The following is a 23,324-nucleotide window of genomic DNA, read 5'->3' as shown; positions in this document are numbered from 1 at the left end:
GTTGGCAACATCCGCCACTGGCAGCCACTTTTGGTCACGTACAGAATGGCATTACAATCAACCGCTTGTCATGCTTGCACGGTCTGCCACGGTGGTGGGTGGGGTGAAAATGGTGAGCAATGCGGTTCCAGTGTTGCTCGGTCAGATCGGTTGGATAAGCCAAGGGTAGTCACAAGTAATGCTGAGGGCTTGATTTTCTCGCAATTTGGTTTTCAAGACAGCTTCTAAGAACCTGCAAAGTCTGCTGCGCATCAGCAATACGGCGTTGAAAATACCTTCGGAATGCTCATTTACCACTTGTAAACTCTGCTTCCTCAGGTGTTTTCGCCTTGGCTTGCTATAGCTCGCGAGACTTTGAACGGGGTCCTAAGAACCTGCCCATTCCAGTTTCTGCGCTACCCTGCACCCTGCTGCTCGTGACAGATATTGAACGGGTTTTAGCATTCGTTGGGTGTGCCTATCTAAATAACAGCGTGAGGAAAATAGATGAAAAAAGTCGTCAAACCCGATGCCGATTGGCGGGCTCAGCTGAGCGAAACCCAATATCGCGTCACGCGGCAAGCGCATACCGAACCGCCGTTCAGTGGCATTTACTGGGATACCACCACGCCGGGCACCTATAACTGCATTTGTTGTGGGACACCGTTGTTTGTTTCCGAAACCAAGTTCGATGCGGGTTGTGGCTGGCCCAGTTTCTGGCAGGCATTGCCCGGCGTGGTGAACGAAAAGCGCGATACCTCGCATGGCATGATCCGTACCGAGATACTTTGCGCGGTTTGCGATGCCCACCTGGGCCATGTGTTTCCGGATGGTCCTGGTCCGGAAGGCTTGCGCTACTGCGTGAACTCCGCGTCTATCGATCTGGAAGCCAAGGCGAAGTAAGAGCCTGTTCAAAGTCTGCTGTGCGTCAACAAGATGGCGTTGAAAACAGCCTCGGAATGTTCATTTACCGCTCGTAAACGCTGCTTCCTCAGCTGTTTTCGCCTTGTCTTGGTCTAGCTCTCGAAACGTTGAACAGGTTCTAAGCGGCGCGATTGATCGGGCAGCGTTAAAATCTGGGTTTCTGTGGGCATACGTTCTATCTTTTTCGAACGCATCGGGTTTTGATGCATCGTATAAAACGTCGGCCGACAACCTGACATTTCGACTTTCCAAGGACTCCCCATGTATATCGTGGTTACCGGCGCGGCCGGCTTTATCGGCTCGAATCTCGTGAAGGCGCTGAACGCGCGCGGGAGCAGCGACATTATCGCGGTCGACAATCTGAAGAAGGGGGACAAGTTCAAGAATCTGGTCGATTGCGAAATAAGCCATTACGTCGACAAGGCAGACTTCATCGAGCAGCTTGATGCAGGTGATTTCGATGGCGAAATTCAGGCAGTGCTGCACCAGGGTGCGTGCTCCGACACCATGGAGCTGGATGGCCAGTACATGATGGACAATAACTATCAGTACTCGCTGGCGTTGCTCGACTATTGCCAGATCGAGGAGATCCCTTTCATCTATGCCTCAAGTGCCTCAGTGTATGGCGCTGGCAAGGTGTTCAAGGAGTCACGCGAGTTTGAAGCGCCGCTGAACGTCTATGGCTATTCCAAGTTCCTGTTTGATCAGATCATCCGCCGACGTTGGGAAGAGCTGACAGCCCAGGTGGTGGGTCTGCGTTACTTCAATGTCTATGGCCAGCGGGAGGCGCACAAAGACCGTATGGCGTCGGTGGCTTACCACCATTTCAACCAGTATCGCGAGCACGGCAAGGTGAAGTTGTTTGCAGGTAGCGATGGCTATGGCGATGGTGAACAGCGTCGGGACTTCATCTCGATCGAGGATGTAGTGCGTGTGAATCTGCATTTTCTCGATCATCCCAAGCAGTCGGGCGTCGTCAACTTGGGTACGGGCAGGGCGCAAAGCTTCAATGAGCTTGCAGTCGCCAATGTGAATGCCTGCCGCCGCCATGAGGGCAAGCCACCGCTGTCGCTGGCTGACCTGGTGGCACAGGGCATCATTGAGTACATTCCTTTTCCACCAGCATTGGTTGGCAAATACCAAAGCTATACCGAGGCCGATATCACCAAACTACGCGCGATTGGGTATGACCATTCTTTTCTGACGGTGGAAGAAGGCGTCAGCCGCTATATCGATTGGCTGTATGAGCAGCGCTGATCGGTACGGACTGGGACGACGCATTATTGCTGCCATCATTGGGGCGCTGGGCTTGGCGGCTCATGCAGCAGATGATGGCGTGGCAAGCGTAGTCCGTTATTCGTTGCAGTTACCGGCTAAGGAATATCTACCGTACGCAGGCCGTTTCAGCAGCGAATTTCCTAAAGGGCTGCCCGCATCCTATGGGTCTGGTCTGTATTTCAAGGGTTACGAGAAAGACGGTTCGCTAAGCTTTTGGACCCTGACCGATCGCGGACCCAACACGGATTCGCCGATGGTGAGGGCGGGTGACAGGGTATTGTCGTCCAAGGTCTTCCTGTTGCCGGATTTTGCACCGCGTGTGGGGGTGATCACCGTGCAGCGTACAGGCGCTGCCAAGCTCGTCTCCAGTTTTGCAATCAAACACAAGGGTAAGCCCATCAGCGGACGGCCTCCCGGCGTGGGGGCGGGGCGCGCAGAAGGGGAAATCCCCCTTGGTGACGATCTGAAGCCGTTGGCATCTGCTGTTGCAGGCTTGGACCCGGAAGGATTAGCCCTTGATGAAATTGGCGATTTCTGGATTTCCGATGAGTACGGGCCGTTCATTGCACAAGTAGATGGCAAGTCCGGTGAAGTGAAGCAGCGCTACGGCCCTGGTGCTAGGCTACCCGAGATTCTGGCCCAGCGTCAGCTGAACCGTGGGTTGGAAGGTATTGCTGTCACCCCTGGCGGTAAGGTGGTGGCGATCATGCAAAGTACGCTCGATATCGGGAAACAAACCAGGAACACTGCCCAGTTCCTGCGTATTGTCACGTTGGACCCCAAGAGCGGGGCAACCCAGATGTTTGCCTACCCTCATGATATTCAGGACTATAAGAAAAGTGGCAATGCCAAGATCGGTGATCTTGTCGCAATCGATGAAACGCATTTTTTGTTGATAGAACAAGGCAAAGCCAGGAACAAAAAACTCCGTCATGTAGTCTACCTAGTCGATATCGGTGCAGCACAGGATCTGACGGATTTGACGCTGGTAAATGGCAAAGCCCTTGAATATGGCAATGCTGATGTATTGGCGAAGCTTGAGGGTGCCGGTGAGGCGGCAACACATAAAGATCAAGCCAAAGCTAACCGTAATACCGGATTGCGTATGGCCAAAAAGACACGACTTTTTGATTTGCGTGATATAGGCTGGCGAGCGGAGAAAGCGGAAGGACTGGCTGTCATCGGTAATGCAGGCAAACTGGCGGATGCTAGGGAGCTTGCAGTGATCAGCGATAACGATTTTGGCCTGAAAGCCAGCATGAACGGACCGGATGACGACCCGGAGGCGTATTCGATCGATGAAAAAGGAATACTGTTTGATAGTAAGGACAAGCGTGCCGATGTAGAATTCCGAATCAGTCAGGGACCGGAACGCGATACGCAGTTGTGGTTGATCAACCTGAAAAAGCCGCTCAAGGACTTTTTCCCGAGTAATTAAAGGTTGGTTTTGGTGCCAGCCTGAAGCTTTAGAGTGTGAGACTTACTTGCCCCGCCTTTGGCGGGGCTTTTTTTATGTCGATTCAAATCCATTCTCAAATTTGAATTTCCGAGGCTTTCTCTTTCGTCCTGTAAGAGTTAACAGCTAGTTCTGCGACGTCGTTATGCGAATAATCTGTCCTAACGAAAGCGACAAAACGCCAACGTTAAATAGCTAAATAACCCTGGCCAATTAGGCCAATCAAATGAGAGAGAAAATCATGAAAAAAGAACTGACACTGTCCACTTTGCTTGCTGCTGCTGTAATGAGCGCTGCTCCTGCAATGGCTGCAAATGATATCAAGGCTGGACATATTGCCAAGATTGAAGCTGTGGCTGATTTAAATGGTGTAAATCTGGCCCGTGCCCAGCAACAACAACAGCAACAACAGCAACAACAAAATCGTTTGGCTGCAGCTACCCAAACTGGCGTATTGCTTGGCGCCAGCAGCGATAACGGTTTCGACGCTTAATTCGAATTAATACTCCCATTTCAACCAATTAAAGAAAAGAGAAAATCATGAAAAAAGAACTGACACTGTCCACTCTGTTTGCTGCTGCTGTGTTGACTGCTGCACCTGCAATGGCTGCAAATGACATCAAGGCTGGACATATTGCCAAGATTGAAGCTGTTGCTGATTTCAACGGTGTAAATCTGGCCCGCGCACAGCAACAACAACAGCAACAACAGCAACAACAAAACCGTTTGGCTGCAGCTACCCAAACTGGCGTGCTGTTGGGTACTGCCAACGATAACGGTTTTGACGCCTGATACCAGTCGATTATCTAGCGCGTTGAGTCTAAAAGGCTCGGAATGATGTTCAGATCGTAATTGAATTGATCATCATTCCAGCCACTCAGACGATTGAATAAAGCTGTATTCATCTACCACGCGCAATACAACACCGGGACATGCCATGAGTACTACGCAAATTTATTATCTGTTGCAATGGCCGACAAATACACCGCCTTTTGGCTGCGATATTCTGGATGAGCATGTATTGCAACTCACGCATTGGTTGAAAGAAGCCAGCTGGATTGTCCAGAGCGATACATCGCAGGAAGACCGTGTATCGATGCCCGTAGGTTTAACTGAAGAAACTTTACAGAAAGCGCTGCTTGCGCCTCATTTGTTCCGAATCTTCTCGCAATCAGGCAGCACGTTGGGATTGGATGATTGCAAGGCTTCGTTACGTGCTTATTTTGATCATGCTGCAGCGTTACAGCAAAAGTCGATTTCACCTGAATATTTATTAGGCGGTGAAATAGAAATTGATTTTGATAGTGTACATAGCCACCGAATTGAAGTTGAAAGCAGCGTATTGTGCCGTCCTCCCATGGCGATGAGTGATGCTGATCGTGCTTTGACATTGGAAAAACTGCATGCGGCGATGGCGATTGTGGATAGCGTAGCCAGTACGGCAGGCGCGATGATCCGCAGTGTCACCCGCGTTATTCGAATTCGCTGCGCTGACGACGATGTCACCGCGGCAGAGACAGATCCACGCGATATTGGGGAAATACGTCTGCTTAATCCCCATTTGGCACAAACACGTGTTATTGATCTGGCCGATGCGTTGATTCACGAATCATTGCATAACTTCCTTGCAATGTATGAAAACCGGCACGGGAGTTTTGTGGGTTACGAACAAACCGCATTAATGCGGCCTGTATCACCTTGGACAGGTAACCCGATTCCCTACAATGCCTTTACACACGCTGTATTTATTTACTTCGGACTATTCCACTTTTATCGCTTGTTGTATGCAAGCACGGATAATTTGGAATTACGCAAACAATCCGCTGAACTGATTGCCAAGTGCGCACGCGGTTTTCGTGTGGCCGAATTGGATAAATGTTTAAAGCTGATTGGTCATTCACCAAATTGGTTGTTCGCGCTGTATCGGAAAATGAGTATCGATGTTCGTAATATCTACGCATCGCACACAACTTTAGCGCCTTTATAATATTCAGGAGGCATTATGCTAGTCGCACTGACTTCTCGTGATAGTGGTGATGTTATCAGCGCCTCGCTGAGCAGACTCAGCGAAAAGAATACCAATGTCGCCACATTAGATTTGGCTGACCTGGTGGGTAATGCGTATCTCGATTTAAGTGAGGATGGTTGTTGCAATCTGCATTTCAATAATACGAATTGGCAGCAACCCATGTTAAAGGCCACAGCATGCCTTAATCGTGCTTTGATCAATGCTAAGACATTGACGCAAAGTAAAGAAGACACTCGGATTCTGCAAACAGAACTGGAAGATGTATTGCGTACGCAGATCAACAATATACCGAATGCCAGCGCAAGGGCAGGTATGTATGGATTATGTGGAGATTATCTTCCGCTGTATTTGCAATGGCAAAGAGTGCAGGAAAATCTGCCCGATTGCTCCGTGCCAAGATACGAATATGCTTTTGGCAGTGTAGCGCCGGAAGTGGCTGACTTTAAAGCGCCCATTTATAAGTCGGTATTTGATTTCCGTACCTGGAAGCGAAATACACCGCCAAAAACCTATTGGCATACTTTTGTGGTTGACCGGCCTGCGGGCGTGCCCTTGGTTGCGGTGATTGTTGGTGAGAAAGTATTTTTCTCCAACACGCTGGAAAGTGAATTGCAACAACGGCTCGAATATTACAGCGTTGTTATTGCCCGGGCATTTGGCAGCGAGTTTGGCGAGATTTTATATTTCATCGATGGTGAGAGTGTCTGTTTTGCGGCACATAGCCATGTTATCCGGCTTGATATCCCGGCTCAAAGCCTGGACGATGCTGTCGCCGAGGTTGTTCAGAAATACTTAGATTAAGGTTGCCTGGTGATAATAAGAATGGCGGAAAGCAACAGAGGGATACCTTTTTGGTTCGGTGCGATTTCCGCCTTATTGTGCAGCACAGCCTGGTCTCATACCGCCATAAATTGGACTGAGGCACGTGAGGTAAAGCTGGGTTATGAGATCGAACCTGGCGACAACGCACCGGCGCAGCGTGAGACCACCGCGCAATACCTGGTTGCGGACAATACCTTGTGGGTACGCTTTCATGCCAGAGAGGGAGAGACCGACAAGATCAGAGCCCGCATTCGGGAGCGTGACAATATCCAGGGTGACGATGCGGTGGGGGTGTTGATTTCTCCCTCCGGCCCAGGGGGAAATGAAGCTTTTCTATTCTGGGTGTCGGCAGCCGGTGTGCAGATGGATGCACATTGGAATGAAGCCCGGCAGGAAGAAGATTCGGCGTGGAATGCACGGTGGAATGCGGAAGTGCAAAAGGAGGCCGATGGTTATTCGGTGCAGATGGGTATTCCGCTGACGCAGCTGCCACTGGCGGCGGATAAGCATCAGCAGTGGGCATTTGATTTTCGCCGTACCTTGCCGCGGGAAGCCGGGTACGTGTTTGCAAGTCAGAAGATGGACCGGTCACGTCCGTGCATGGTCTGCCGGTTTGATCCGGTGGATATGCAGCTTGAGCGGCAATTGACACTCAGCGAGTTTGAAGGCGCGGTGTCCTGGTTGGAAACGGGTACCTACCGTACCGAAAATGGGGCGACCCTGCCTAAGAAGCGCGATGGCAACGTGGGACTGGATCTGACTTGGCGGCCACTGCGGGGGGCTAGCCTGGCGCTGGCGCTGAAGCCGGACTTCTCGCAGGTGGAGTCTGACAATACACGGTTGAGCAACAACAGCGCCGATGTGTTCGACAACCCCGAGCAACGGCCGTTTTTTGTTGATGTGACCAATTCATTCTTGCAGTTTCAGCGTCCGTTCTATTCGCGCAATATCGGCACGCCGGATGCTGCTGTATTCGGCCGGTTCAGTTTTGTTGGTGGCGATATGGCCATGTTGTATGCACGTGATACGCAGACAACCTTGGTCATGCCTGGGTTGAGCGGGTCTCGTCTGGCTACTTACCGTGCCGCAGATGGTAGCGATCTGGCCAGCGACAATCTGGCGCTGCGGTATCGCCATCAGTTCGATGGCATCGGGCAGGCGGCAGTCAGTGTTGTGAATCGGCAGGCTTCGGGCTACCAGAACCATTTGGTGGGGGTGGATGGCAGCGCGCAGCTCACCCCGCGCTTCAAGTTGGACGCCGGTGTACTGAGTTCCGGCACGGATGATCCGAATGGCAAAAGCAGCAACGGTCTCGCCAGTTTTTTCCGGTTGGGTTACCGCGATGGCAACTGGTCGGCCAGTGCAGATCGGCAGGAGGTGGACGAGGGATTTCGTGCCGACCTGGGCCTTATGCCCCGTATTAACTTTCGTAAGCTGAATGGTTTTGTCCGGCGCGACTTCGTGTTTGATGACAATGCGTTGCTGTATCGCGCTTACCTGCAGACCGAAGGTTGGGTTCGGCATGATTTGAAAGGCGAGCTGCAGGACAAGGTGGCACAGCTGGCGATTTCCGGTACGGGCAGGGGGCAGACCCAGGCGACAGCGTGGTTGATGAGCCGGGAAGGGCGGTATCAGGGCCAGATGTTCAATCGTAGCGGTATTGAAGTCGCGTTGGATGCAACGCCGGTGGACAGCTTGAAGTTGTCGTTGCAAGGTGTATTCAGCGGCGAAATTGACCGCGATAACGTACGCCAGGCAAGGCAGCGGTTATTGAAATTGAGCAATAGCTGGCTGCCCAGCAATGCACTGCGATTTGAATTCAGTGCATCGGGCACTCGTGTGGCAAGTAATGGTGAAACCACATTTACTGAACGCGCGCTGGATTTACGCAGTTACTTCTTTTTGAACGAGCGTAGCTATTTGCGTGCAATCGTGCGTGATTGGCAGGTTGAACGTGAACTGGCGCGGTATATCAATCCGAATCGCCCCGCTAAGCAGCAGTCACGAGATTGGCAGTTGATGTACAGCTGGCGCCCTTCGCCGATTTCTACTTTGTATGTTGGTGTGGCGAGCGGACGGGACATTGAGCAGGACTTGGTAAATCCGTTCCAGGCCAAGGAACGTAACTGGTTTATGAAGCTGAATATCGGCTTCGATGGCAGTGGCCGGTTCTTTTGAGCAGCAGGCAGCATTCGACAAAATCAGATAAGGAGACAACTCATGGATGCATTACCCCCTCAGCCACCCGCCCCACCGGCTGTTTTCAGTGGCAAGTCGGAACAAGCCCATGCCCGGTATTGGGACGGTGCGCGTGAAGTGGTGATTTATGTGCAAGGCCAGGTGAATACGCGTGGCGATGCAGATGTGGAATTCGGTGCTGACAGCAGCCTGCGTATGGAGGTCGTATCGCCTGGGCAGAAGATGGTGTTGTACTGGGATGCGAAGGCTTGTCAGGTTACCGGTACGCACACCGGGGTGTGTAGTGAGGCGGATCGTCGTACCGTCGTGACAGTTCTGAAACAGCGTCCCCCTACACCGGTACCCCCTAAAGCTTGATGTTTTCCTTTCAAAGCCGCCCCAGTCAAGGCGGCTTTATTTTTCTGCCAATCAGCCTATGCAATTGACGTGGGCGTCATTCCAACACCTTCTTTCACCCCGGTGCCTTCCGCTTTAGTTAAAAGCGACCCGTGTTATACCCTTGGAAGAAAAGAATTAGGGAATTAGGGATAACCAACTTAGGCGCTGATAATAAAATGATAGAAGAGCTCTACAGCGGGCTGTTGTCGGTGAAGGAGGAGGGGGCATTGCTGGCGGAGTTGAGCAAGCTCTCGCAGTTGTTGGGTTTTGATTATTTCGATATTTGTGTGGTGGCGGACCAACCTAGTGGCAAGCCGATAGAACGCGGCCTTGCCCATTATCCGCAAGCATGGTTGGAAGAGGCCTGGACCAATCAGAAGTTTTTGGCCAAGGACCCCAAGGCCATAGGGCGACGGGAGCGGATACAGCCTGTCGCCTGGGATACGGCCTACTACCAGCGGGAAGGTGCAGGGGAGCTGGGTGAGATACTCGCTGGTGCTGGGTTGAAGTCCGGAATCGAAGTGGGGGCCCGATCCCAGAATGGGCGGGTGAGGTTATATGTGGAGGCTGTGCGTGACCGAGAGTTGCTTGCGCCCGCAGAGTTGGGGATGGCGTGCGCGCAGCTGCAGCTTTTCGCCAATATGGCGTTGCCGCCAGCCAGCCAGTTGTGGTTACCACCACCGGAAACGGTGTCACAAGCTTTGACGGCGCGGGAGCTGGAATGCCTTCGCTGGACCATGGAAGGCAAGACTGCTTGGGAGGTTGGGCAAATTATTGGCGTTACCGAACGAACGGCGGTATTCCACCTGCAAAATGCGGTGCACAAGCTCGATTGCGCCAACAAGCATCAGGCTGTTATCAAGGCGTTGCGCTTGCAACTGATCTATTGAGCTTCGCCGTCCTGATGTGTCATTGAATACTGCCAGGCATAGCAAGATCGTTAACAGGTAGAAAATCTGTTGGCTGTCTTGTTATGCATACCGTGCGCGGTTTCATAAGGTGTCTGATAGCCCTTGTCTGGGCCTATCAAACCGCCAGAGTTTGGTGTGCCTAAAGATCCGCAGCCTTGTGTACTCGGAGTACACTACTGCCTGTACTGCGCTTCATCCTGCCAAGGCTGTTTGCGATGAGTCACAAACAGCCATTTACGTTGACGACATATTCCATTCTTTTTGACCTGCTTAGCCACCAATCCCGGTTGTGGGGCTGGGGGAGGGGACAGTGTCGTTCGGCCGGTTTGGAGTGGGGTCATTTGGGTTGGTGCCGCCGAATACGGCCATCAATTCTTCCGTAGACAGCGCTTGCAGGTTGTTTGTGGACTTGGCGGTTTTATTGAAGAGACCTTGTAAGCATTTCATTTTGCACTCCTTGTCGGGTTCGATTGAGTGCCTGCATTTCACGCCGATTGCCGTCTTTGCGTAACTGTAAGGTCTTACAGTTACCTGCCGGCGCCTACCCGTACATCATCCGAAGTTATTCCTCATTGGTTCGGCCATTTGGGTCGCACCTTTGATAACCATGTGATGGTGAATGAGGTGACATGTGCAATCGACAATTCAAAATCAACCAGTTAGTCGAAACGATGCAGAGGAATATGCACTTCCTTTTACATTGATTTCTGAGGAGCGTCTGGCGCTGCTGCATTTTGTTCATGTTCACAGTTCGCTGACGCCGGCGACTGACATGACAGTACGGAGCGGGTTGAGTCTATGGCTGGGGCAGGATGAAGAGCTGCCCGCCTACTTATCCTGGCATTGGCAATACACAGAAGGTATAGGCATCTATATCGCCAGCATGGACGACATCATGAGTAATCTCGTGCTTGTCGACGGCGAAGAGCGTGTCATGGATGTGCACACCACGGCGTTCAAGTGGTGGCTGAGGGTTGAGCGCCTGGATTGGCGCCCGTGGGCGCAGAAACAGCTGCCGCGTTAGCTTCTAGTAGACAACCGCGCATTACAGATCGGGAACAGGCTCTGAGATATACAAATGTCCATTGGCGTTTAGGCTGACCGTCACCCGCGGTTACAATGCCTGCCCTAATGTGGCTGACAAAGTCCTTCTGGTGAAGTTGCACGTGCTGTCTGCGTTTGCGCGTCTAGCCAGAACCGCTGCCGCTGGATTTTGTTAGCCGCAAGCAACTGGAGCGCCCTTTATGCATCGCAAACTGGAAGATTTCGTCGGTAACACCCCTTTGGTTCGTCTCAAGCATCTGCCTGGCGAGACATCCAATATCGTCCTGGCAAAGCTGGAAGGGAATAACCCGGCCGGGTCGGTAAAGGATAGACCTGCGCTCAGCATGATTCGCCGAGCCCAGGAGCGCGGTGATATCAAGCCGGGCGATACCCTGATCGAAGCCACCAGCGGCAATACCGGCATTGCGCTGGCGATGGCTGCAGCGGTGATGGGGTACAAAATGCGCCTGATCATGCCAGAGCATTTAAGTATTGAACGCCGGCAGACGATGAAGGCTTTCGGTGCGGAAATCGTTCTCGTCACGCAGCAGGAAAGCATAGAAGGCGCACGCGATCTGGCCGAAAAGATGCGTGATGCGGGTGAAGGCTACATCCTGGACCAATTTGCCAACTCGGATAACGCGCTGGCTCATTACGAAGGTACGGGACCGGAAATTTGGCGCGATACGGAAGGTCGTATTACCCACTTCGTCTCCAGCATGGGCACGACCGGTACCATCATGGGTACGGGGCGCTATCTGCGGGAACAGAATTCATCAGTACAGATTGTTGGTGTGCAGCCCATGGATGGTGCGCAGATTCCCGGCATCCGCAAATGGCCGCCGGAATACGTGCCCCGTATCTGCGACTTCTCCAAGATTGACCGCATCATGGAAGTGAACCAGCAGGAAGCCGAGGAGATGACACGTCGCCTGGCTGCGGAGGAGGGAATTTTTGCAGGAGTGAGTTCTGGCGGTGCAATGGCTGCGGCGCTGAAGCTCAGTGCTGAGGTTCAAAACGCAGTCATTGTCAGCATTGTGTGCGACAGGGGGGATCGATATCTCTCTACGGGTGTGTTTTCAGCCTGAGAACCTGTTCAAAGTCTGCTTGCGGCTGGTGTCAGCGGTTCAACCGCCCCCGAAGCTGGCTGGGCGACATACCAAACATGCGCTTGAAGGCGGTGGCGAAGTTGGCTGGGCTGTTATAACCGGCCTGCAAGGCTGCTTCCGAGACGCTGATGTCGTGGCGCTCGATGGCAATGCGGGCCTGTTCCAGCTTGCGGCGGCGAATATAGTCCACCACGGTGCAGCCAAAGCTCGCGCGAAAGTTACGTTGCAAGGCATGCTCATGCAGGCCGATCTCCAGCGTGATGTCGGCGAGACTCCAGTTATCGGCATCCCCGCTGTCCAACAAGTCCCGCAATTGCCGCATGCGGGCTTTTTCCCTAGCAGGTAGCGTAGATGGTGTAGCGTTGGTCAGGCTGGTGAGCGCTTCGCTGACAAGCTCAATGGCCCGGCTTTCCTGATGAAGCTGTTGCAAGGCAGGGGAAAATGCCGGGGGGCGCAGCATCTGTTCAGCGAGGCCCTGAACCCGCTGTGAGGGCTGCCAACGCGCCAAGGCGAGGTGTTTTCGACAAAAGCTATGAATCGCTTCGTGCCCCGTTTGTGCATCGAGGCCAGCCTGTTCCAGCCACTCGGGCGTGATGCTCAGGCTGATTTTGCGCTCAGCAATGCCGGTAGCGTCGGTGCGCGCAAAGCTGTCTGGTTCGGCCAGCGCCACCATGTGGCCAACATGGCGTACCCCGCGCGCCGTGACATTCGGACCAAAGCGGAAAGTACGCCCGCCGTAAGCCACATTCACCTGTCCCGCCAATACCAGGACGATATTCAACCCAGCTGGTACGACGGTTTCCGTTTGTGCCAGATGGGTATGGCTGCGCGTGCTGCAACGTGCGATCAGGCCGGGGCGCAGCTTGTGTGAGACAAATTCCGGTGAAATGTTCTCAATATCAGTTTCAGCTGTTGCTTCAGCAAACATCAGTGTTTCCAGGAAATTGCCTTGCGCTGTCGCAAAGCTTTTCTTCATCTTTGCAAAGGCAAACAGCGTTGGCTTATGGAATACTGGCGCCCCTCAAACGCCAATAAAAATCATTACTATTTGTAAGATTCTACCCGTTGCTGCGTTCCAAGCGAATTCATAAACAGAGGTAACCATGATGCAGACTCAGTTCAAGCGTAAACCGCTTGCCCTTCTATGTGGCTTGGCCTTGGCCGGCGGTGTAAATGCCCTGGCTGGCGAAGTTCAGAAGACCGAAACCCTGGTGATTACTGCCAGTGGCTTCGAGCAGAAAATCAAGCAGGCGCCCGCCAGCATCAGCGTGATTACCCGTAAGGAATTGGAAAGCCAGCCTTTCAGCAGCTTGGGTGACGCAGTACGTAATGTTGAGGGCATCAGCATTGTCGGTTCGGAACCGAATGATACCGATATCTCCATACGCGGTCTGCCCGGTGAATACACCTTGGTGCTGGTCGACGGCAAACGCCAGGGCACACGCGAAACGATGAATCGTGGTACCGGTGGGGTTCAGTCCTACCTGATTCCGCCATTGCAAGCTATTGAACGGATCGAAGTTGTACGCGGGCCGATGTCTTCGCTCTACGGCGCCGATGCCATGGGTGGGGTGATCAATATCATCACCCGTAAGCATGCCAAGGAATGGCAAGGTGCGATCAATCTGGGCGGTACCAAACAGGCCGACAGTAAGTATGGCGATACCAAGCAAGGTGACTTCTGGGTGGGTGGTCCCATACATGGGGATAAGCTGGGCCTGCAGATTTATGGGAACCTGAGTGATCGAGACGAGGACAAGATTTTCTTCCCCGGCAATGCGACCAGCGGTGCATATGGCACCCGCAATGCCAGCGCGGCAGCCAAGCTGATTCTTAGCCCAGCTATCAGTCAGAACATCATTCTGGAAGTTGGCAAGAACGAACTGACCTATCTCAGTTCGCCCGGTAAGACGCTGGATGCACAGGACGACTACGTGAAGACTCGGCACGACCGCCAGCACTGGTCGCTTGCTCACCGTGGCAAGTGGGATTTCGGTAGTTCACGTTTTGCCGTGCAACAGGAAGTGGGTACGCAACTCACCTGGAATAACGGCGCGAAAAGCAATTCCAGCCCTCAGATCACGAATACCGTATTCGATGCCTTGGTGACCTTGCCATACGAAACCCATACCCTCAATGTCGGGGGGCAGTTCAGTCAGAACAAGTTGAACGGCATTGGTATGGAGTCAGTAGTGGCGGGCCACGCTGCCAGCCCTAATGGGGTGAAGACCAAGTCGACGGCATTGTTTGCAGAAGACGAGTTTACCGTGAATGATGCCCTGACACTGACGGGCGGGTTGCGTCTTGATTCGGCCTCCCGATACAGCTCGCATTGGAGCCCACGCCTTTACGCCGTTTACAAGCTCACCGATACGATCACACTGCGCGGTGGTGCTGCCAAGGGCTTCAAGGCGCCTACACTACGCCAGTCCGAACAGGGTTATTGTATGCGTACTGGCGGCGGCACCCAAAAGACGGGTTCGCTGTGTGGCAACCCGAATCTGAAGCCGGAAGAGAGCCTCAGCGAAGAAGTCGGCATCCGTTACGACGGTGCTGAAGGCCGTAGCCTTTCAGTTGCGCTGTTCAACAATCAGTTCAAGAACAAGGTGGTCAGCTACGACACCGGTGTCGTCGACCCGCTCAATAACGCCCTAAATATCTACACCTTCGACAATATCGACCGCGTGTTGCTGCGCGGTGTGGAGTTGGCGGCAAGTTGGCCGTTAGCCAAGGAATGGCGTGCTTCGGGTAATTACACCTATACCCGTTCGCGTCGCAAAGGGGGCGGTGAACCAGCCTTCGATGGCAGTTCGCTGGAAGGCCGACCACTGGACAAGACCCCTGCGCATGTCCTGAGCGCCAAGCTGGAATGGCAGCCTACCGAGGCTTTGAGCAGCTATCTGCGTGCCAATTATCTAGGCAAGCAATACTGGGCAGCGTTCCGCAATGGTGCCCGGGGCGTACGCGAACGTGAAGCTTCCACCACCTTGGATTTTGGTGGAACTTATCAGATCAACAAAGCACTTAGTCTCAGTGCGGCAGTGTTGAACATGACTGACAAGATCGTCGCAGTAGACGAGCGAGGCCGGAATAATGGTTTGAACGGAAACTGGATGGTGGATGAGGGCCGGCGCTACTGGCTGAGCATGGGTATGAAGTTCTAACGCTTAGTCCCTGTCCCTGCCGGGTCTGGCAATTCATTTGCTGGTCAGCAATATTGCGTTAAAAAGCCCCCTTGGAATGCGAGCTTACTATCCGTAAGTTTTGCTTCCCTGGGCGTTTTGTCTTATTTCATCCTGGCTCGCGCAACTTTGAGATAGGTTCAATGAACTTGTTCAAGATCTGTCATGAACAGCGCATAAGCCCTGATCATGGCTGCGCAGTAATATCGTGAACAGATTCTAAGAAAGCGGAAAGTGATATGAAACAGCATTGTCTATTGGTCCTGGCCCTGTTGGCATCCGCTGCCGTGCATGCGGCGGAGCCGCCACGCTTTGTGTCAAAGGTCAAGCTCCCGTCCGGGCAGACCGCGGTAGTGGCAGAAGGGGACTTCGAGGCACGCTCGATCGGTAGTTTTAGCGTGCGCCTGTATGAGGCGGCTTCACCAGAGGATGAAACCACATTCTTTACTGCCGGCCTTGTGCGTGAGCGTGATGGTACGGTTGAAAAGGTTTTGCTCGCCGATGTGGATGGCGACAAGAAGCCCGAGATTGTGGTTAGCGTGCGGTCCGCAGGTTCCGGCAACTATCTTTCTGCGCATGCATTCGGGTTCAGTGAAAAAGCCTTGGTGTTCCGTACTGCTGTTGATGGGTTATCGCCCAATGCAGATCCTGTTGCCGCATTGCGTAAAGCCAGTCGGAAGCGGAAGTAGAGATTATTCGCGGCATCCGCTCCGAATTGAACGAATAAGAGCGGACAGGCCTACATACGAGGCTCTGCCCACAGTCTCGCGAGCTAGGATGAGACAAGGCGAAAACGCCCGAGGAAGCGGAGTTTACGCGTGGTAAATGGGCATTCCGAGGGCGTTTTTAACGCCGTATCACCGACGCGCAGCAGACCTTAACAGGCTCAGCCTGCGCCAATCATAGCTGCGATACCCAGCACCGCAAATACGCCCGCTGCAACGCGATGCACCAACTTGATGGGCAGCGACTTGGCGGTTTTGTCGCCTATCCATACCACTGGTGCGTTAGCCAGCATCATCCCTGCAGTACTTCCCGCAATTACCCACCAGTACTCGTTGAACTTGGCCGCAAGCGCCACGGTGGCAATTTGTGTCTTATCTCCCATTTCCGCAAGGAAGAAAGCGAGGAGCGTGGCGCCAAATACGCCCAGCCGTTCGCTGAACCGCGTTTCGTTCTCGCTCAGCTTGTCCGGTATCAGCATCCAGCCGGCCATGGCGATAAACGAGCCACCCAATAGCCAGCGCATGGTGTCGGGATGGATCAGACTCATCAGCCAATTGCCGACAACGCCGGCAAGCGCATGATTGACGAGGGTGGCGGCCAGAATGCCCAGTACGATAGGAATCGGCTTGCGAAACTTGGCGGCCAGCAGCAATGCAAGTAACTGGGTTTTATCGCCAATTTCAGCCAGGGCGACAATGCCGGTTGAAACGAGGAAAGCTTCCATGATGTGATTTTTCTCTGGGGCCGGCTGCAAACGCATAGACGCAGTCCGCCGCGGCCCCTTGCCGGTCGGATGCGTCTATGGTCTTGCCAGGCGAAGTCGAGCGACTTCGTTGCACACGCCATGGTCTGCGGACCAAGTATGTTGACGTGTACTTCCACACTTAATAGGCGCTAGCAGTAAAAGTCCTGACAGCGCATGGGCGGAACGGCTACTCCCCAAAGACGGCGCGCAGTGTACACCTCGTCGGGACACTTGTCATGCGTGCCGGTTTTTTATGCGAAAAAGCAACGAGCCCATCCGAATGGAAGAGTTGGTTACAACCCGTTCACAGTTTTGTGAGCTAAAGCAAACCTTGAACAAGTTCTAGTGCCCGGTGTTCTGGCCGCTGGCTTTGGGCAGGATCAGGTTCAGGACAATGGCCAGGATGCCGCACAGGCTGACCCCAGACAGACCAAAGCTATCGCTGAACTGCACCGACATGCCGCCAATACCGGTGACAAGCACGACAGAGATGATGCAGAGATTACGTGGGTTGCTAAGGTTTACTCGACCGTCGATGACGGTTTTAAGGCCGATACTGGCGATTGACCCGAACAGGAGCAGCATGATGCCCCCCATTACCGGCAAGGGAATGGTATTGAGCAATGCGCCGAACTTGGCCACGAAGGCCAGCAGAATTGCTAAACCCGCAGCCCAGGTCATCACTACCGGATTGAAGTTACGTGTCAGCATCACTGCGCCGGTAACCTCGCCATAGGTTGTGACGGGTGGGCCTCCGAACAACCCAACCACATTCACAGCCAAGCCATCGCCAAGCAAAGTGCGATGCAGGCCGGGCGATTCGGTGTAGTCCTTGCCGGTTACCGACCCGATTGCGAGGATGCCGCCGACGTGCTCCACAATAGGGGCGATGGCGACCGGGATCATAAACAGGATGGCTGCGAGATTGAATGTGGGCTGGCCAAACTCCGGCAGGGCAAACCAGGGGGCATCAAGCACCGGTTGGAAGTTCACGACATCCAGAAATATCGAAGCGATATAACCCGTAGCGACGCCAGCCAGAATCGGCACCAGCTTCATGATGCCCCGGGCCTTAATGGCGACCAGCATGGTGGTAACCAGCGAAATCGCTGCCAGTGCCATCGCGGTGCCGTAGGGCAGTACCTGGGTATTGCCGGCTTTCCCTGCCGCCATGCCAACCGCCACTTGCGCCAAGCCAAGGCCAATCACCATCACCACAGGGCCAATCACCACCGGCGGTAGTATCTTGTGGATGAAATCAACACCACGCCACTTCACAACGGCGGCGGCCACATAGTAGAAGAAGCTTGCGCTGGCCAAAGCACCCAAGGTGGCGGGCATTCCCCAGGTTTGTACTGAATAGATCACCGGTGCAATAAATGCGAAGCTGGAGCCAAGGTAAATCGGCACTTGGCGGCGGGTGACCAGTTGAAAGATCAACGTGCCCACACCGGCACCTAGTAACGCGAGGCTTGGGTTAAGACCGGTGAGCAAGGGCACCAGTACAGTCGCCCCGAAGGCGACAAATAATATTTGTGCGCCGGCCAGTGCTGTTTTAAGTGTTTCGTTCATGCATTTCCAGGGTTTTGTAACGGTCTGCAGTGTTAGAACCTGCTCATGATCTTACTGCGCAGCCGTGATCAGGGCTTATGTGTTGCTCGAAAGCCCCCGCAAGGAGGACGCCGAACTGCTACGGTGCTTTGCACCAAGAAGTTCGTAGCCTCATGTACCCAAGTACATTCCGGTTCCTGCGCTGCACCTCGCTGACAACTGCTCGTGATAGATCTTGAACAAATTCTTAGAGGCGGTTCAAGTGTCTGCTGCTCATAGGCTGTCTTGGCATTACCTTGCGCAAGCTCACGAGGCATTGAACAGATTACTTAGTTGTGCTTTGTTCCGAAGATCTTGTCACCCGCATCCCCCAGCCCAGGAATGATATAGCCATGCTCATTCAAGTGGCTGTCGATGGCTGCGGTATAGATGTCTACATCCGGGTGCTTCTCTTGCATCAACTTGATGCCCTCTGGCGCGGCAACCAATACCAATGCTTTGATTTGGGTGCAGCCATTGCGTTTGAGCATATCTGCTGTGGCTACCATGGAACCACCAGTCGCCAGCATAGGATCGATGATCAAGGCAGTGCGTTCAGCCAGGTCGCCCACAAATTTTTCGAAGTAAGGCACGGGTTGCAGTGTTTCTTCATTACGGGCGAGACCCACGACACTGATTTTTGCATTGGGCATCATGTCGAGCACGCCATCGAGCATGCCAATACCAGCGCGCAGAATAGGCACCACGGTCACCTTCTTGCCCTTGATACGTTCGATCTGGACCGGGCCGCACCAGCCTTCGATGGTGACTTTCTCCAGCGGAAAATCCTTGCAAGCCTCGTAGGCTAGCAGCCGGCCTATCTCCGCAGTCAGTTCTCGGAACTTCTTGGTGCTCATATCCGCACCACGGGCAAGGCCGATTTTGTGTCGTACCAATGGGTGTCGAATTTCAAAAATAGCCATGGTTATTAGTCCTTTTTTTGCGAAAGTGGCGCGCAGATTAGAGCAAGCGAATGCTTAGCGCACGCCCGAATAAACTATGATGTGCGCAACCCCTTGAAATTACGCGCTTTGATGGGTACCCTTCGCGCCTTTTTAAGCGCAGACGCAAGCAGTCGGGAGAAGCAAATGAATCTGGATGAGATTGTCAAGGTAAAGGGGGAGGCCGACTGCCTGCATAACGATGCAGAAGTCAGTGCTGCATTGGACCGCATGGCGGCTGATATTACCGAGCGCCTCAAAGACAAGATGCCCCTCGTTTATGTGGTGTTGAACGGCGGCATCATTGCAGCAGGCCAGTTACTGCCACGATTGAATTTCCCGCTTGAAGTGGCCTACCTGCACGCCACGCGTTATGGCGACAAGACCCAAGGCGGCGGTCTCGTGTGGAAGGTGAAGCCTACCGATGACATGCGCGGCCGTACGGTGCTGATCATCGACGATATCCTCGATGAAGGGAACACGCTCGCTGCGATTCTCGATTACTGTCGCGAACAAGGTGCAGTTGAAGCGTTGACGGCTGTTGTGGTCAATAAGGTACATAACCGCAAGGCTTTCCCAGGTTTGAAAGGCGACTTCGTTGGTATCGATGTGGAGGACCGCTTTCTGTTCGGTTGCGGTATGGACTACAGGGGATTTTGGCGTAATACGCTGGGTATTTACGCTGTCAAAGGATTGTGACCAAAGCAGAGAACCCTGCGTGGCGAGCATTAAAAGCACTTCCGCAGGGAACTTGCCAAGCTTGGTACAAGCCGCTTTGAGTAGGTAATGGACTCAGCTTTGGGGATGGGAGGCCGGACTTCTATTCCCGATCCTGCTGCGCCAGTTGCCAGCGCTGCCATAGCCACCAGGCCATCCAAAGCCAAGCCAGGAAGATGATGGTGGCTCCCAGCCAATGGGCCAAAGCGGCAAGGCGATGCTCCCAGTTCAACATACCCATGGGTTCGAGGATATTGTGCCAGTCGTGGCGATAGATGCGAGCCTCGACAGCATCCTCGCTCCATTCTCCAATCAAAGGCAGCGCCAAAGAACGGGCATCGCCAATATAAGGGGCAACGTCGATCAGATTCTGGCCTACCCACCATAAGCAAACCGCTGCCGAAAAGGGTTTCGCCTCGCGCCAGATAAAAGCCGACCCCAGCAATAGGGGTACCAAGCATTGAAACAGGCTGCCACCGAGAAACATCATCCATTCACCGAATGGGCGAAACAACAAATGACCGAATTCGTGGAAGGCCAGATTTACATTGTGTAAAAAGGACATGCCCGCTTCGCCCGTTCGCCAATCACTGCCAATGAAGCTGATGCCCCACACAATCAGTATGATGGCAAGCAAGGCCTCACCTGTGAACGCACTGCTATCTGCTTTCTGTGGCGCGCTGAATAGTCGGTCGCGCAGCTTATCAAGTAAACCCTCTCCGGTTGCTGATTCTTCTTCGACATGAATCGATAGGCGACCTGCTGTACGGTCAACCAAGTGTTGTTGGTATTTGGCGAAGACAATGCCGCAATGTGGGCATTCCGTTGTGAGTGCGGGCTCGTTGGGTTGACGGCTGTAGCCGCATTTGGGGCAGGTAGTACGTTCCATATCACACCGTTGGCATTTGTGAGGATGGGGATAACGAGAGCCTAACATGTAAGGGAATCAAGTCGTTCCATGCGTTGGGCATGGTAAAATGTTCGCCTTCACTCCCAACCTTCCTACGGAAGCCCCGACATGTTCAAGCCGCTATCCATTGCCCAATACGATTCTGAACTTTCCGCTGCTATGGAAAGCGAAGTTGTCCGTCAGCACGAGCATATTGAGCTGATCGCTTCGGAAAATTACACCAGTCCGGCTGTGATGGAAGCGCAAGGTTCGCAATTGACCAACAAGTATGCCGAAGGTTACCCTGGCAAGCGTTTCTATGGCGGTTGCGAATATGTGGACATTGTCGAGCAGCTTGCTATCGACCGTGTGAAGCAGTTGTTTGGCGCTGAGTATGCGAACGTACAGCCGCATTCGGGTTCGCAAGCCAATCAGGCTGTCTATTTTTCCATCCTCAAGCCGGGTGATACCGTCATGGGGATGAATCTTGGTCATGGTGGTCACCTGACCCATGGCTCACCTGCCAACTTGTCTGGCAAGCTGTTCAAGATCGTGCCTTACGGCTTGAACGAAAAAGAAGAGATCGATTACGACGAGATGGAGCGTATTGCCATCGCCGAGAAGCCCAAGCTGATTATCGGTGGTGCATCAGCTTACGCTCTGCGTTTCGATTTTGCCCGTATGGCTGAGATTGCCAGGAAGGTTGGCGCGTATTTCATGGTGGATATGGCGCACTATGCCGGCCTGATCGCGGCAGGCGTCTATCCCAATCCAGTACCGCATGCCGACTTCGTTACCTCGACTACCCACAAGACCTTGCGTGGCCCGCGCGGCGGCATCATCCTGGCTAAGGCTGAACACGAAAAGATGTTGAACAGCAACGTGTTTCCCTCGCTGCAAGGCGGTCCATTGATGCATGTGATCGCTGCTAAGGCAGTGGCCTTCAAAGAAGCGTTGACGCCAGAGTTCAAGGTCTACCAGGAACAGGTCCTCAAGAACGCTGCGATCATGGCCAAAACCCTGGCTGAGCGTGGGCTGCGTATTATTTCCGGCCGTACCGAAAGCCACGTTTTCCTGGTTGACCTGCGTCCTAAGGGGCTGACAGGTAAGGCTGCAGACGCCATCCTGGGCCAGGCGCACATCACCGTAAATAAAAACGCGATTCCGAATGACCCAGAAAGCCCATTCGTGACCTCGGGCATCCGTATCGGCTCCCCCGCGATCACCACCCGTGGTTTCAAGGAAGAAGAAGCCATCGCCGTTGCAAACCTAGTGGCCGATGTATTGGATAAACCAACGGATGAAGCAAATATCGCAGCCGTAAAGGCCAAGGCGCATGCCTTGACCAGCCGGTTTCCGGTTTACGCTAAGTAAATCTGTTGTGAAATAAAAAAGAGCGCTATGGCGCTCTTTTTTATTGCTTTGATTGAATAGTCGACCTGCTGAGAGTTAGTAGGATGCTGTCGCCAACCGAACAGAAAAATCCCACGGGGCAATAGTTTGGTTGTCTGCGAGTACTTGACCGATGCTGATCAAATGCTTCAACCGTGAACCCAAATAGACATAGTTCAGTGGATTCCTCGTACTATGACGTCCCATCACATCGCTAATTACCTGTGTAGCGCTGCGCCACTCTTCTGTACATGCGCCAAGCAATAAGCAGTCATGGACGGATATATCTTGAAACACCAAGTCGCCATCGTCATTGCACTCTCGCAATTGTTCAGTTTGTGCTGCAATCGATAGAAATTCCTGTGCCCGTTGATCGATGGTTGGTTGAGATAGCAACACTGCATTGGATGAAAAGGTGGTTAGTGCGCGACCAGTATGGCTACCTACAGCTTGGTATCCATCGTACGCCGGTACTGGCACGTGCAGCATTGGTATTTGACACTTACCTAGCCAGTGGCAAGCCATGCGTAAGAAAATGTAATCAGAAGCACTGCCACTTGCCCAAACCAACAGGCGTTTTGGTTTATCTAGCTCAAGACGCCGTTTGAATGTTTGCCAAGCAGCAAAGCCGTTATTTGGGTCTCGATCGATCACGTCATATTTCGGATCCCATATTTCCTCGAAAAATGCTTCTCCGTAGCACTCTTTTTCAAGCATTCGCCAAAAATGGGCACGCTTGTGGCCATCGTCTAATGGCCCAAGTTCTAATGAATTTGCAATGCAAAATACTGTACCTGGCAATAGATGCTGATCGATTGCGCAGTCGAGCGCACCAGCCGCGCTCTGTGATGAAACCAGATGGAAATCACCAATTATTTCTTCATTCACTAGGGTCTGTTGACGTTTCACATAGGTAGCCATAGAAACCCACAGGCCATGGCAACCATGCTTTCATAGTTCCGTTTCAGTTTGTCGAACCGGAACGCCACTGCACGGTAATGCTTCAGCCTCGC

General features: G+C 53.1%; 23 protein-coding genes, 1 pseudogene and 1 riboswitch. Of the genes and pseudogenes, 16 read left to right on the top strand and 8 right to left on the bottom strand.

Going from position 1 to position 23,324, the window contains the following annotated elements:
- Window positions 1-486: 486 nt before the first annotated feature.
- The 10 genes from msrB (at window position 487) to ACUHMQ_RS16295 (ending at window position 9,955) form a co-directional block, all read left to right on the top strand.
- A complete protein-coding gene (gene msrB, locus ACUHMQ_RS16340; protein ID WP_445296528.1) occupies window positions 487-882 on the top strand; it encodes a peptide-methionine (R)-S-oxide reductase MsrB in 396 nt (131 codons plus the stop codon).
- Window positions 883-1,164: 282 nt separating this feature from the next.
- A complete protein-coding gene (gene rfaD, locus ACUHMQ_RS16335; RefSeq protein ID WP_445296527.1) occupies window positions 1,165-2,160 on the top strand; it encodes an ADP-glyceromanno-heptose 6-epimerase in 996 nt (331 codons plus the stop codon).
- Window positions 2,147-3,619 carry an esterase-like activity of phytase family protein gene (locus ACUHMQ_RS16330; protein WP_445296526.1) on the top strand — a complete coding sequence of 491 codons (1,473 nt, stop codon included), beginning with the start codon at window positions 2,147-2,149 and terminating at the stop codon, window positions 3,617-3,619. The genes rfaD and ACUHMQ_RS16330 overlap by 14 nt, the downstream gene beginning before the upstream one ends.
- A 259-nt stretch (window positions 3,620-3,878) precedes the next feature.
- Window positions 3,879-4,130 carry a hypothetical protein gene (locus ACUHMQ_RS16325; RefSeq protein WP_445296525.1) on the top strand — a complete coding sequence of 84 codons (252 nt, stop codon included), beginning with the start codon at window positions 3,879-3,881 and terminating at the stop codon, window positions 4,128-4,130.
- A gap of 47 nt (window positions 4,131-4,177) precedes the next feature.
- Window positions 4,178-4,429 (top strand): hypothetical protein, encoded by a 252-nt coding sequence (locus tag ACUHMQ_RS16320; protein ID WP_445296524.1) that lies wholly within the window; start codon window positions 4,178-4,180, stop codon window positions 4,427-4,429.
- 247 nt (window positions 4,430-4,676) lie between these two features.
- Complete coding sequence (locus ACUHMQ_RS16315) at window positions 4,677-5,624, top strand: hypothetical protein (RefSeq protein ID WP_445296523.1); 948 nt, start codon at window positions 4,677-4,679, stop codon at window positions 5,622-5,624.
- 15 nt (window positions 5,625-5,639) lie between these two features.
- On the top strand, window positions 5,640-6,467 hold the full coding sequence (locus ACUHMQ_RS16310; protein WP_445296522.1) for a hypothetical protein: 828 nt from the start codon (window positions 5,640-5,642) through the stop codon (window positions 6,465-6,467).
- A 21-nt stretch (window positions 6,468-6,488) separates the two neighbouring features.
- The gene (locus tag ACUHMQ_RS16305; RefSeq protein ID WP_445296521.1) at window positions 6,489-8,666 is read left to right on the top strand and encodes a DUF5916 domain-containing protein; all 2,178 of its coding nucleotides are present in this window, start codon (window positions 6,489-6,491) and stop codon (window positions 8,664-8,666) included.
- A gap of 42 nt (window positions 8,667-8,708) precedes the next feature.
- Window positions 8,709-9,044, top strand: coding sequence for a hypothetical protein (locus tag ACUHMQ_RS16300; protein WP_445296520.1), 336 nt, complete (start codon window positions 8,709-8,711; stop codon window positions 9,042-9,044).
- A gap of 197 nt (window positions 9,045-9,241) precedes the next feature.
- Window positions 9,242-9,955, top strand: a complete 714-nt coding sequence (locus ACUHMQ_RS16295) for a helix-turn-helix transcriptional regulator (protein WP_445296519.1) — start codon at window positions 9,242-9,244, stop codon at window positions 9,953-9,955.
- Between the two features lie 291 nt (window positions 9,956-10,246).
- Here the strand turns inward: ACUHMQ_RS16295 and ACUHMQ_RS16290 are convergent, their stop codons facing one another.
- The gene (locus ACUHMQ_RS16290; RefSeq protein WP_445296518.1) at window positions 10,247-10,423 is read right to left on the bottom strand and encodes a hypothetical protein; all 177 of its coding nucleotides are present in this window, start codon (window positions 10,421-10,423) and stop codon (window positions 10,247-10,249) included.
- Window positions 10,424-10,607: 184 nt separating this feature from the next.
- On the opposite strand from ACUHMQ_RS16290, the gene ACUHMQ_RS16285 reads away from it, so the two are divergent.
- Window positions 10,608-11,000: a DUF4902 domain-containing protein gene (locus ACUHMQ_RS16285; RefSeq protein ID WP_445296517.1), complete on the top strand. Its 393-nt coding sequence runs from the start codon at window positions 10,608-10,610 to the stop codon at window positions 10,998-11,000.
- A gap of 220 nt (window positions 11,001-11,220) precedes the next feature.
- The gene (cysM, locus tag ACUHMQ_RS16280; RefSeq protein ID WP_445296516.1) at window positions 11,221-12,108 is read left to right on the top strand and encodes a cysteine synthase CysM; all 888 of its coding nucleotides are present in this window, start codon (window positions 11,221-11,223) and stop codon (window positions 12,106-12,108) included.
- 31 nt (window positions 12,109-12,139) lie between these two features.
- Here cysM and ACUHMQ_RS16275 read toward each other — a convergent pair whose 3' ends face one another.
- Window positions 12,140-13,105: a helix-turn-helix transcriptional regulator gene (locus ACUHMQ_RS16275; RefSeq protein WP_445296515.1), complete on the bottom strand. Its 966-nt coding sequence runs from the start codon at window positions 13,103-13,105 to the stop codon at window positions 12,140-12,142.
- A 127-nt stretch (window positions 13,106-13,232) separates the two neighbouring features.
- Here ACUHMQ_RS16275 and ACUHMQ_RS16270 point away from each other — a divergent pair, with 127 nt between their 5' ends.
- Window positions 13,233-15,293: a TonB-dependent receptor domain-containing protein gene (locus tag ACUHMQ_RS16270; RefSeq protein ID WP_445296514.1), complete on the top strand. Its 2,061-nt coding sequence runs from the start codon at window positions 13,233-13,235 to the stop codon at window positions 15,291-15,293.
- A gap of 257 nt (window positions 15,294-15,550) precedes the next feature.
- Complete coding sequence (locus ACUHMQ_RS16265; RefSeq protein WP_445296513.1) at window positions 15,551-16,000, top strand: PliI family lysozyme inhibitor of I-type lysozyme; 450 nt, start codon at window positions 15,551-15,553, stop codon at window positions 15,998-16,000.
- A 197-nt stretch (window positions 16,001-16,197) separates the two neighbouring features.
- Here the strand turns inward: ACUHMQ_RS16265 and ACUHMQ_RS16260 are convergent, their stop codons facing one another.
- From ACUHMQ_RS16260 to upp, 3 genes are all read right to left on the bottom strand, one after another.
- The gene (locus tag ACUHMQ_RS16260) at window positions 16,198-16,761 is read right to left on the bottom strand and encodes a TMEM165/GDT1 family protein (protein ID WP_445296512.1); all 564 of its coding nucleotides are present in this window, start codon (window positions 16,759-16,761) and stop codon (window positions 16,198-16,200) included.
- A gap of 16 nt (window positions 16,762-16,777) precedes the next feature.
- Window positions 16,778-16,990: riboswitch (yybP-ykoY riboswitch) on the bottom strand.
- Between the two features lie 134 nt (window positions 16,991-17,124).
- The gene (locus ACUHMQ_RS16255) at window positions 17,125-18,354 is read right to left on the bottom strand and encodes a uracil-xanthine permease family protein (protein WP_445296511.1); all 1,230 of its coding nucleotides are present in this window, start codon (window positions 18,352-18,354) and stop codon (window positions 17,125-17,127) included.
- 308 nt (window positions 18,355-18,662) lie between these two features.
- A complete protein-coding gene (gene upp / locus ACUHMQ_RS16250) occupies window positions 18,663-19,295 on the bottom strand; it encodes a uracil phosphoribosyltransferase (RefSeq protein ID WP_445296510.1) in 633 nt (210 codons plus the stop codon).
- 165 nt (window positions 19,296-19,460) lie between these two features.
- Here upp and ACUHMQ_RS16245 point away from each other — a divergent pair, with 165 nt between their 5' ends.
- Window positions 19,461-20,012 (top strand): hypoxanthine-guanine phosphoribosyltransferase, encoded by a 552-nt coding sequence (locus ACUHMQ_RS16245; protein ID WP_445296509.1) that lies wholly within the window; start codon window positions 19,461-19,463, stop codon window positions 20,010-20,012.
- A 121-nt stretch (window positions 20,013-20,133) separates the two neighbouring features.
- Here ACUHMQ_RS16245 and ACUHMQ_RS16240 read toward each other — a convergent pair whose 3' ends face one another.
- Window positions 20,134-20,919, bottom strand: a complete 786-nt coding sequence (locus tag ACUHMQ_RS16240; protein ID WP_445296508.1) for a hypothetical protein — start codon at window positions 20,917-20,919, stop codon at window positions 20,134-20,136.
- A gap of 129 nt (window positions 20,920-21,048) precedes the next feature.
- Between ACUHMQ_RS16240 and glyA the strand changes: the two genes are divergently transcribed.
- Complete coding sequence (gene glyA, locus ACUHMQ_RS16235; protein WP_445296507.1) at window positions 21,049-22,293, top strand: serine hydroxymethyltransferase; 1,245 nt, start codon at window positions 21,049-21,051, stop codon at window positions 22,291-22,293.
- 75 nt (window positions 22,294-22,368) lie between these two features.
- Here glyA and ACUHMQ_RS16230 read toward each other — a convergent pair whose 3' ends face one another.
- Together ACUHMQ_RS16230 and ACUHMQ_RS16225 are read right to left on the bottom strand one after the other, a co-directional pair.
- Window positions 22,369-23,220: a DUF3658 domain-containing protein gene (locus tag ACUHMQ_RS16230; RefSeq protein WP_445296506.1), complete on the bottom strand. Its 852-nt coding sequence runs from the start codon at window positions 23,218-23,220 to the stop codon at window positions 22,369-22,371.
- Window positions 23,217-23,324: pseudogene (locus tag ACUHMQ_RS16225) on the bottom strand (IS5/IS1182 family transposase); the annotation flags it as partial. The gene ACUHMQ_RS16230 and the pseudogene ACUHMQ_RS16225, both read right to left, overlap by 4 nt.

This window comes from Chitinimonas violaceus (genome assembly GCF_052601015.1).
Note: the sequence above shows the minus strand (reverse complement) of the source record. Positions and strands in the feature narration are given on the sequence as shown.

Coding starts and splice junctions, on each gene's coding strand:
- msrB (WP_445296528.1), top strand. CDS start 487: ATGAAAAAAGTCGTCAAACCCGATGCCGATTGGCGGGCTCAGCTGAGC.
- rfaD (WP_445296527.1), top strand. CDS start 1,165: ATGTATATCGTGGTTACCGGCGCGGCCGGCTTTATCGGCTCGAATCTC.
- ACUHMQ_RS16330 (WP_445296526.1), top strand. CDS start 2,147: ATGAGCAGCGCTGATCGGTACGGACTGGGACGACGCATTATTGCTGCC.
- ACUHMQ_RS16325 (WP_445296525.1), top strand. CDS start 3,879: ATGAAAAAAGAACTGACACTGTCCACTTTGCTTGCTGCTGCTGTAATG.
- ACUHMQ_RS16320 (WP_445296524.1), top strand. CDS start 4,178: ATGAAAAAAGAACTGACACTGTCCACTCTGTTTGCTGCTGCTGTGTTG.
- ACUHMQ_RS16310 (WP_445296522.1), top strand. CDS start 5,640: ATGCTAGTCGCACTGACTTCTCGTGATAGTGGTGATGTTATCAGCGCC.
- ACUHMQ_RS16305 (WP_445296521.1), top strand. CDS start 6,489: ATGGCGGAAAGCAACAGAGGGATACCTTTTTGGTTCGGTGCGATTTCC.
- ACUHMQ_RS16300 (WP_445296520.1), top strand. CDS start 8,709: ATGGATGCATTACCCCCTCAGCCACCCGCCCCACCGGCTGTTTTCAGT.
- ACUHMQ_RS16295 (WP_445296519.1), top strand. CDS start 9,242: ATGATAGAAGAGCTCTACAGCGGGCTGTTGTCGGTGAAGGAGGAGGGG.
- ACUHMQ_RS16290 (WP_445296518.1), bottom strand. CDS start 10,423: ATGAAATGCTTACAAGGTCTCTTCAATAAAACCGCCAAGTCCACAAAC.
- cysM (WP_445296516.1), top strand. CDS start 11,221: ATGCATCGCAAACTGGAAGATTTCGTCGGTAACACCCCTTTGGTTCGT.
- ACUHMQ_RS16275 (WP_445296515.1), bottom strand. CDS start 13,105: ATGAAGAAAAGCTTTGCGACAGCGCAAGGCAATTTCCTGGAAACACTG.
- ACUHMQ_RS16270 (WP_445296514.1), top strand. CDS start 13,233: ATGATGCAGACTCAGTTCAAGCGTAAACCGCTTGCCCTTCTATGTGGC.
- ACUHMQ_RS16265 (WP_445296513.1), top strand. CDS start 15,551: ATGAAACAGCATTGTCTATTGGTCCTGGCCCTGTTGGCATCCGCTGCC.
- ACUHMQ_RS16260 (WP_445296512.1), bottom strand. CDS start 16,761: ATGGAAGCTTTCCTCGTTTCAACCGGCATTGTCGCCCTGGCTGAAATT.
- ACUHMQ_RS16255 (WP_445296511.1), bottom strand. CDS start 18,354: ATGAACGAAACACTTAAAACAGCACTGGCCGGCGCACAAATATTATTT.
- upp (WP_445296510.1), bottom strand. CDS start 19,295: ATGGCTATTTTTGAAATTCGACACCCATTGGTACGACACAAAATCGGC.
- ACUHMQ_RS16245 (WP_445296509.1), top strand. CDS start 19,461: ATGAATCTGGATGAGATTGTCAAGGTAAAGGGGGAGGCCGACTGCCTG.
- ACUHMQ_RS16240 (WP_445296508.1), bottom strand. CDS start 20,919: ATGGAACGTACTACCTGCCCCAAATGCGGCTACAGCCGTCAACCCAAC.
- glyA (WP_445296507.1), top strand. CDS start 21,049: ATGTTCAAGCCGCTATCCATTGCCCAATACGATTCTGAACTTTCCGCT.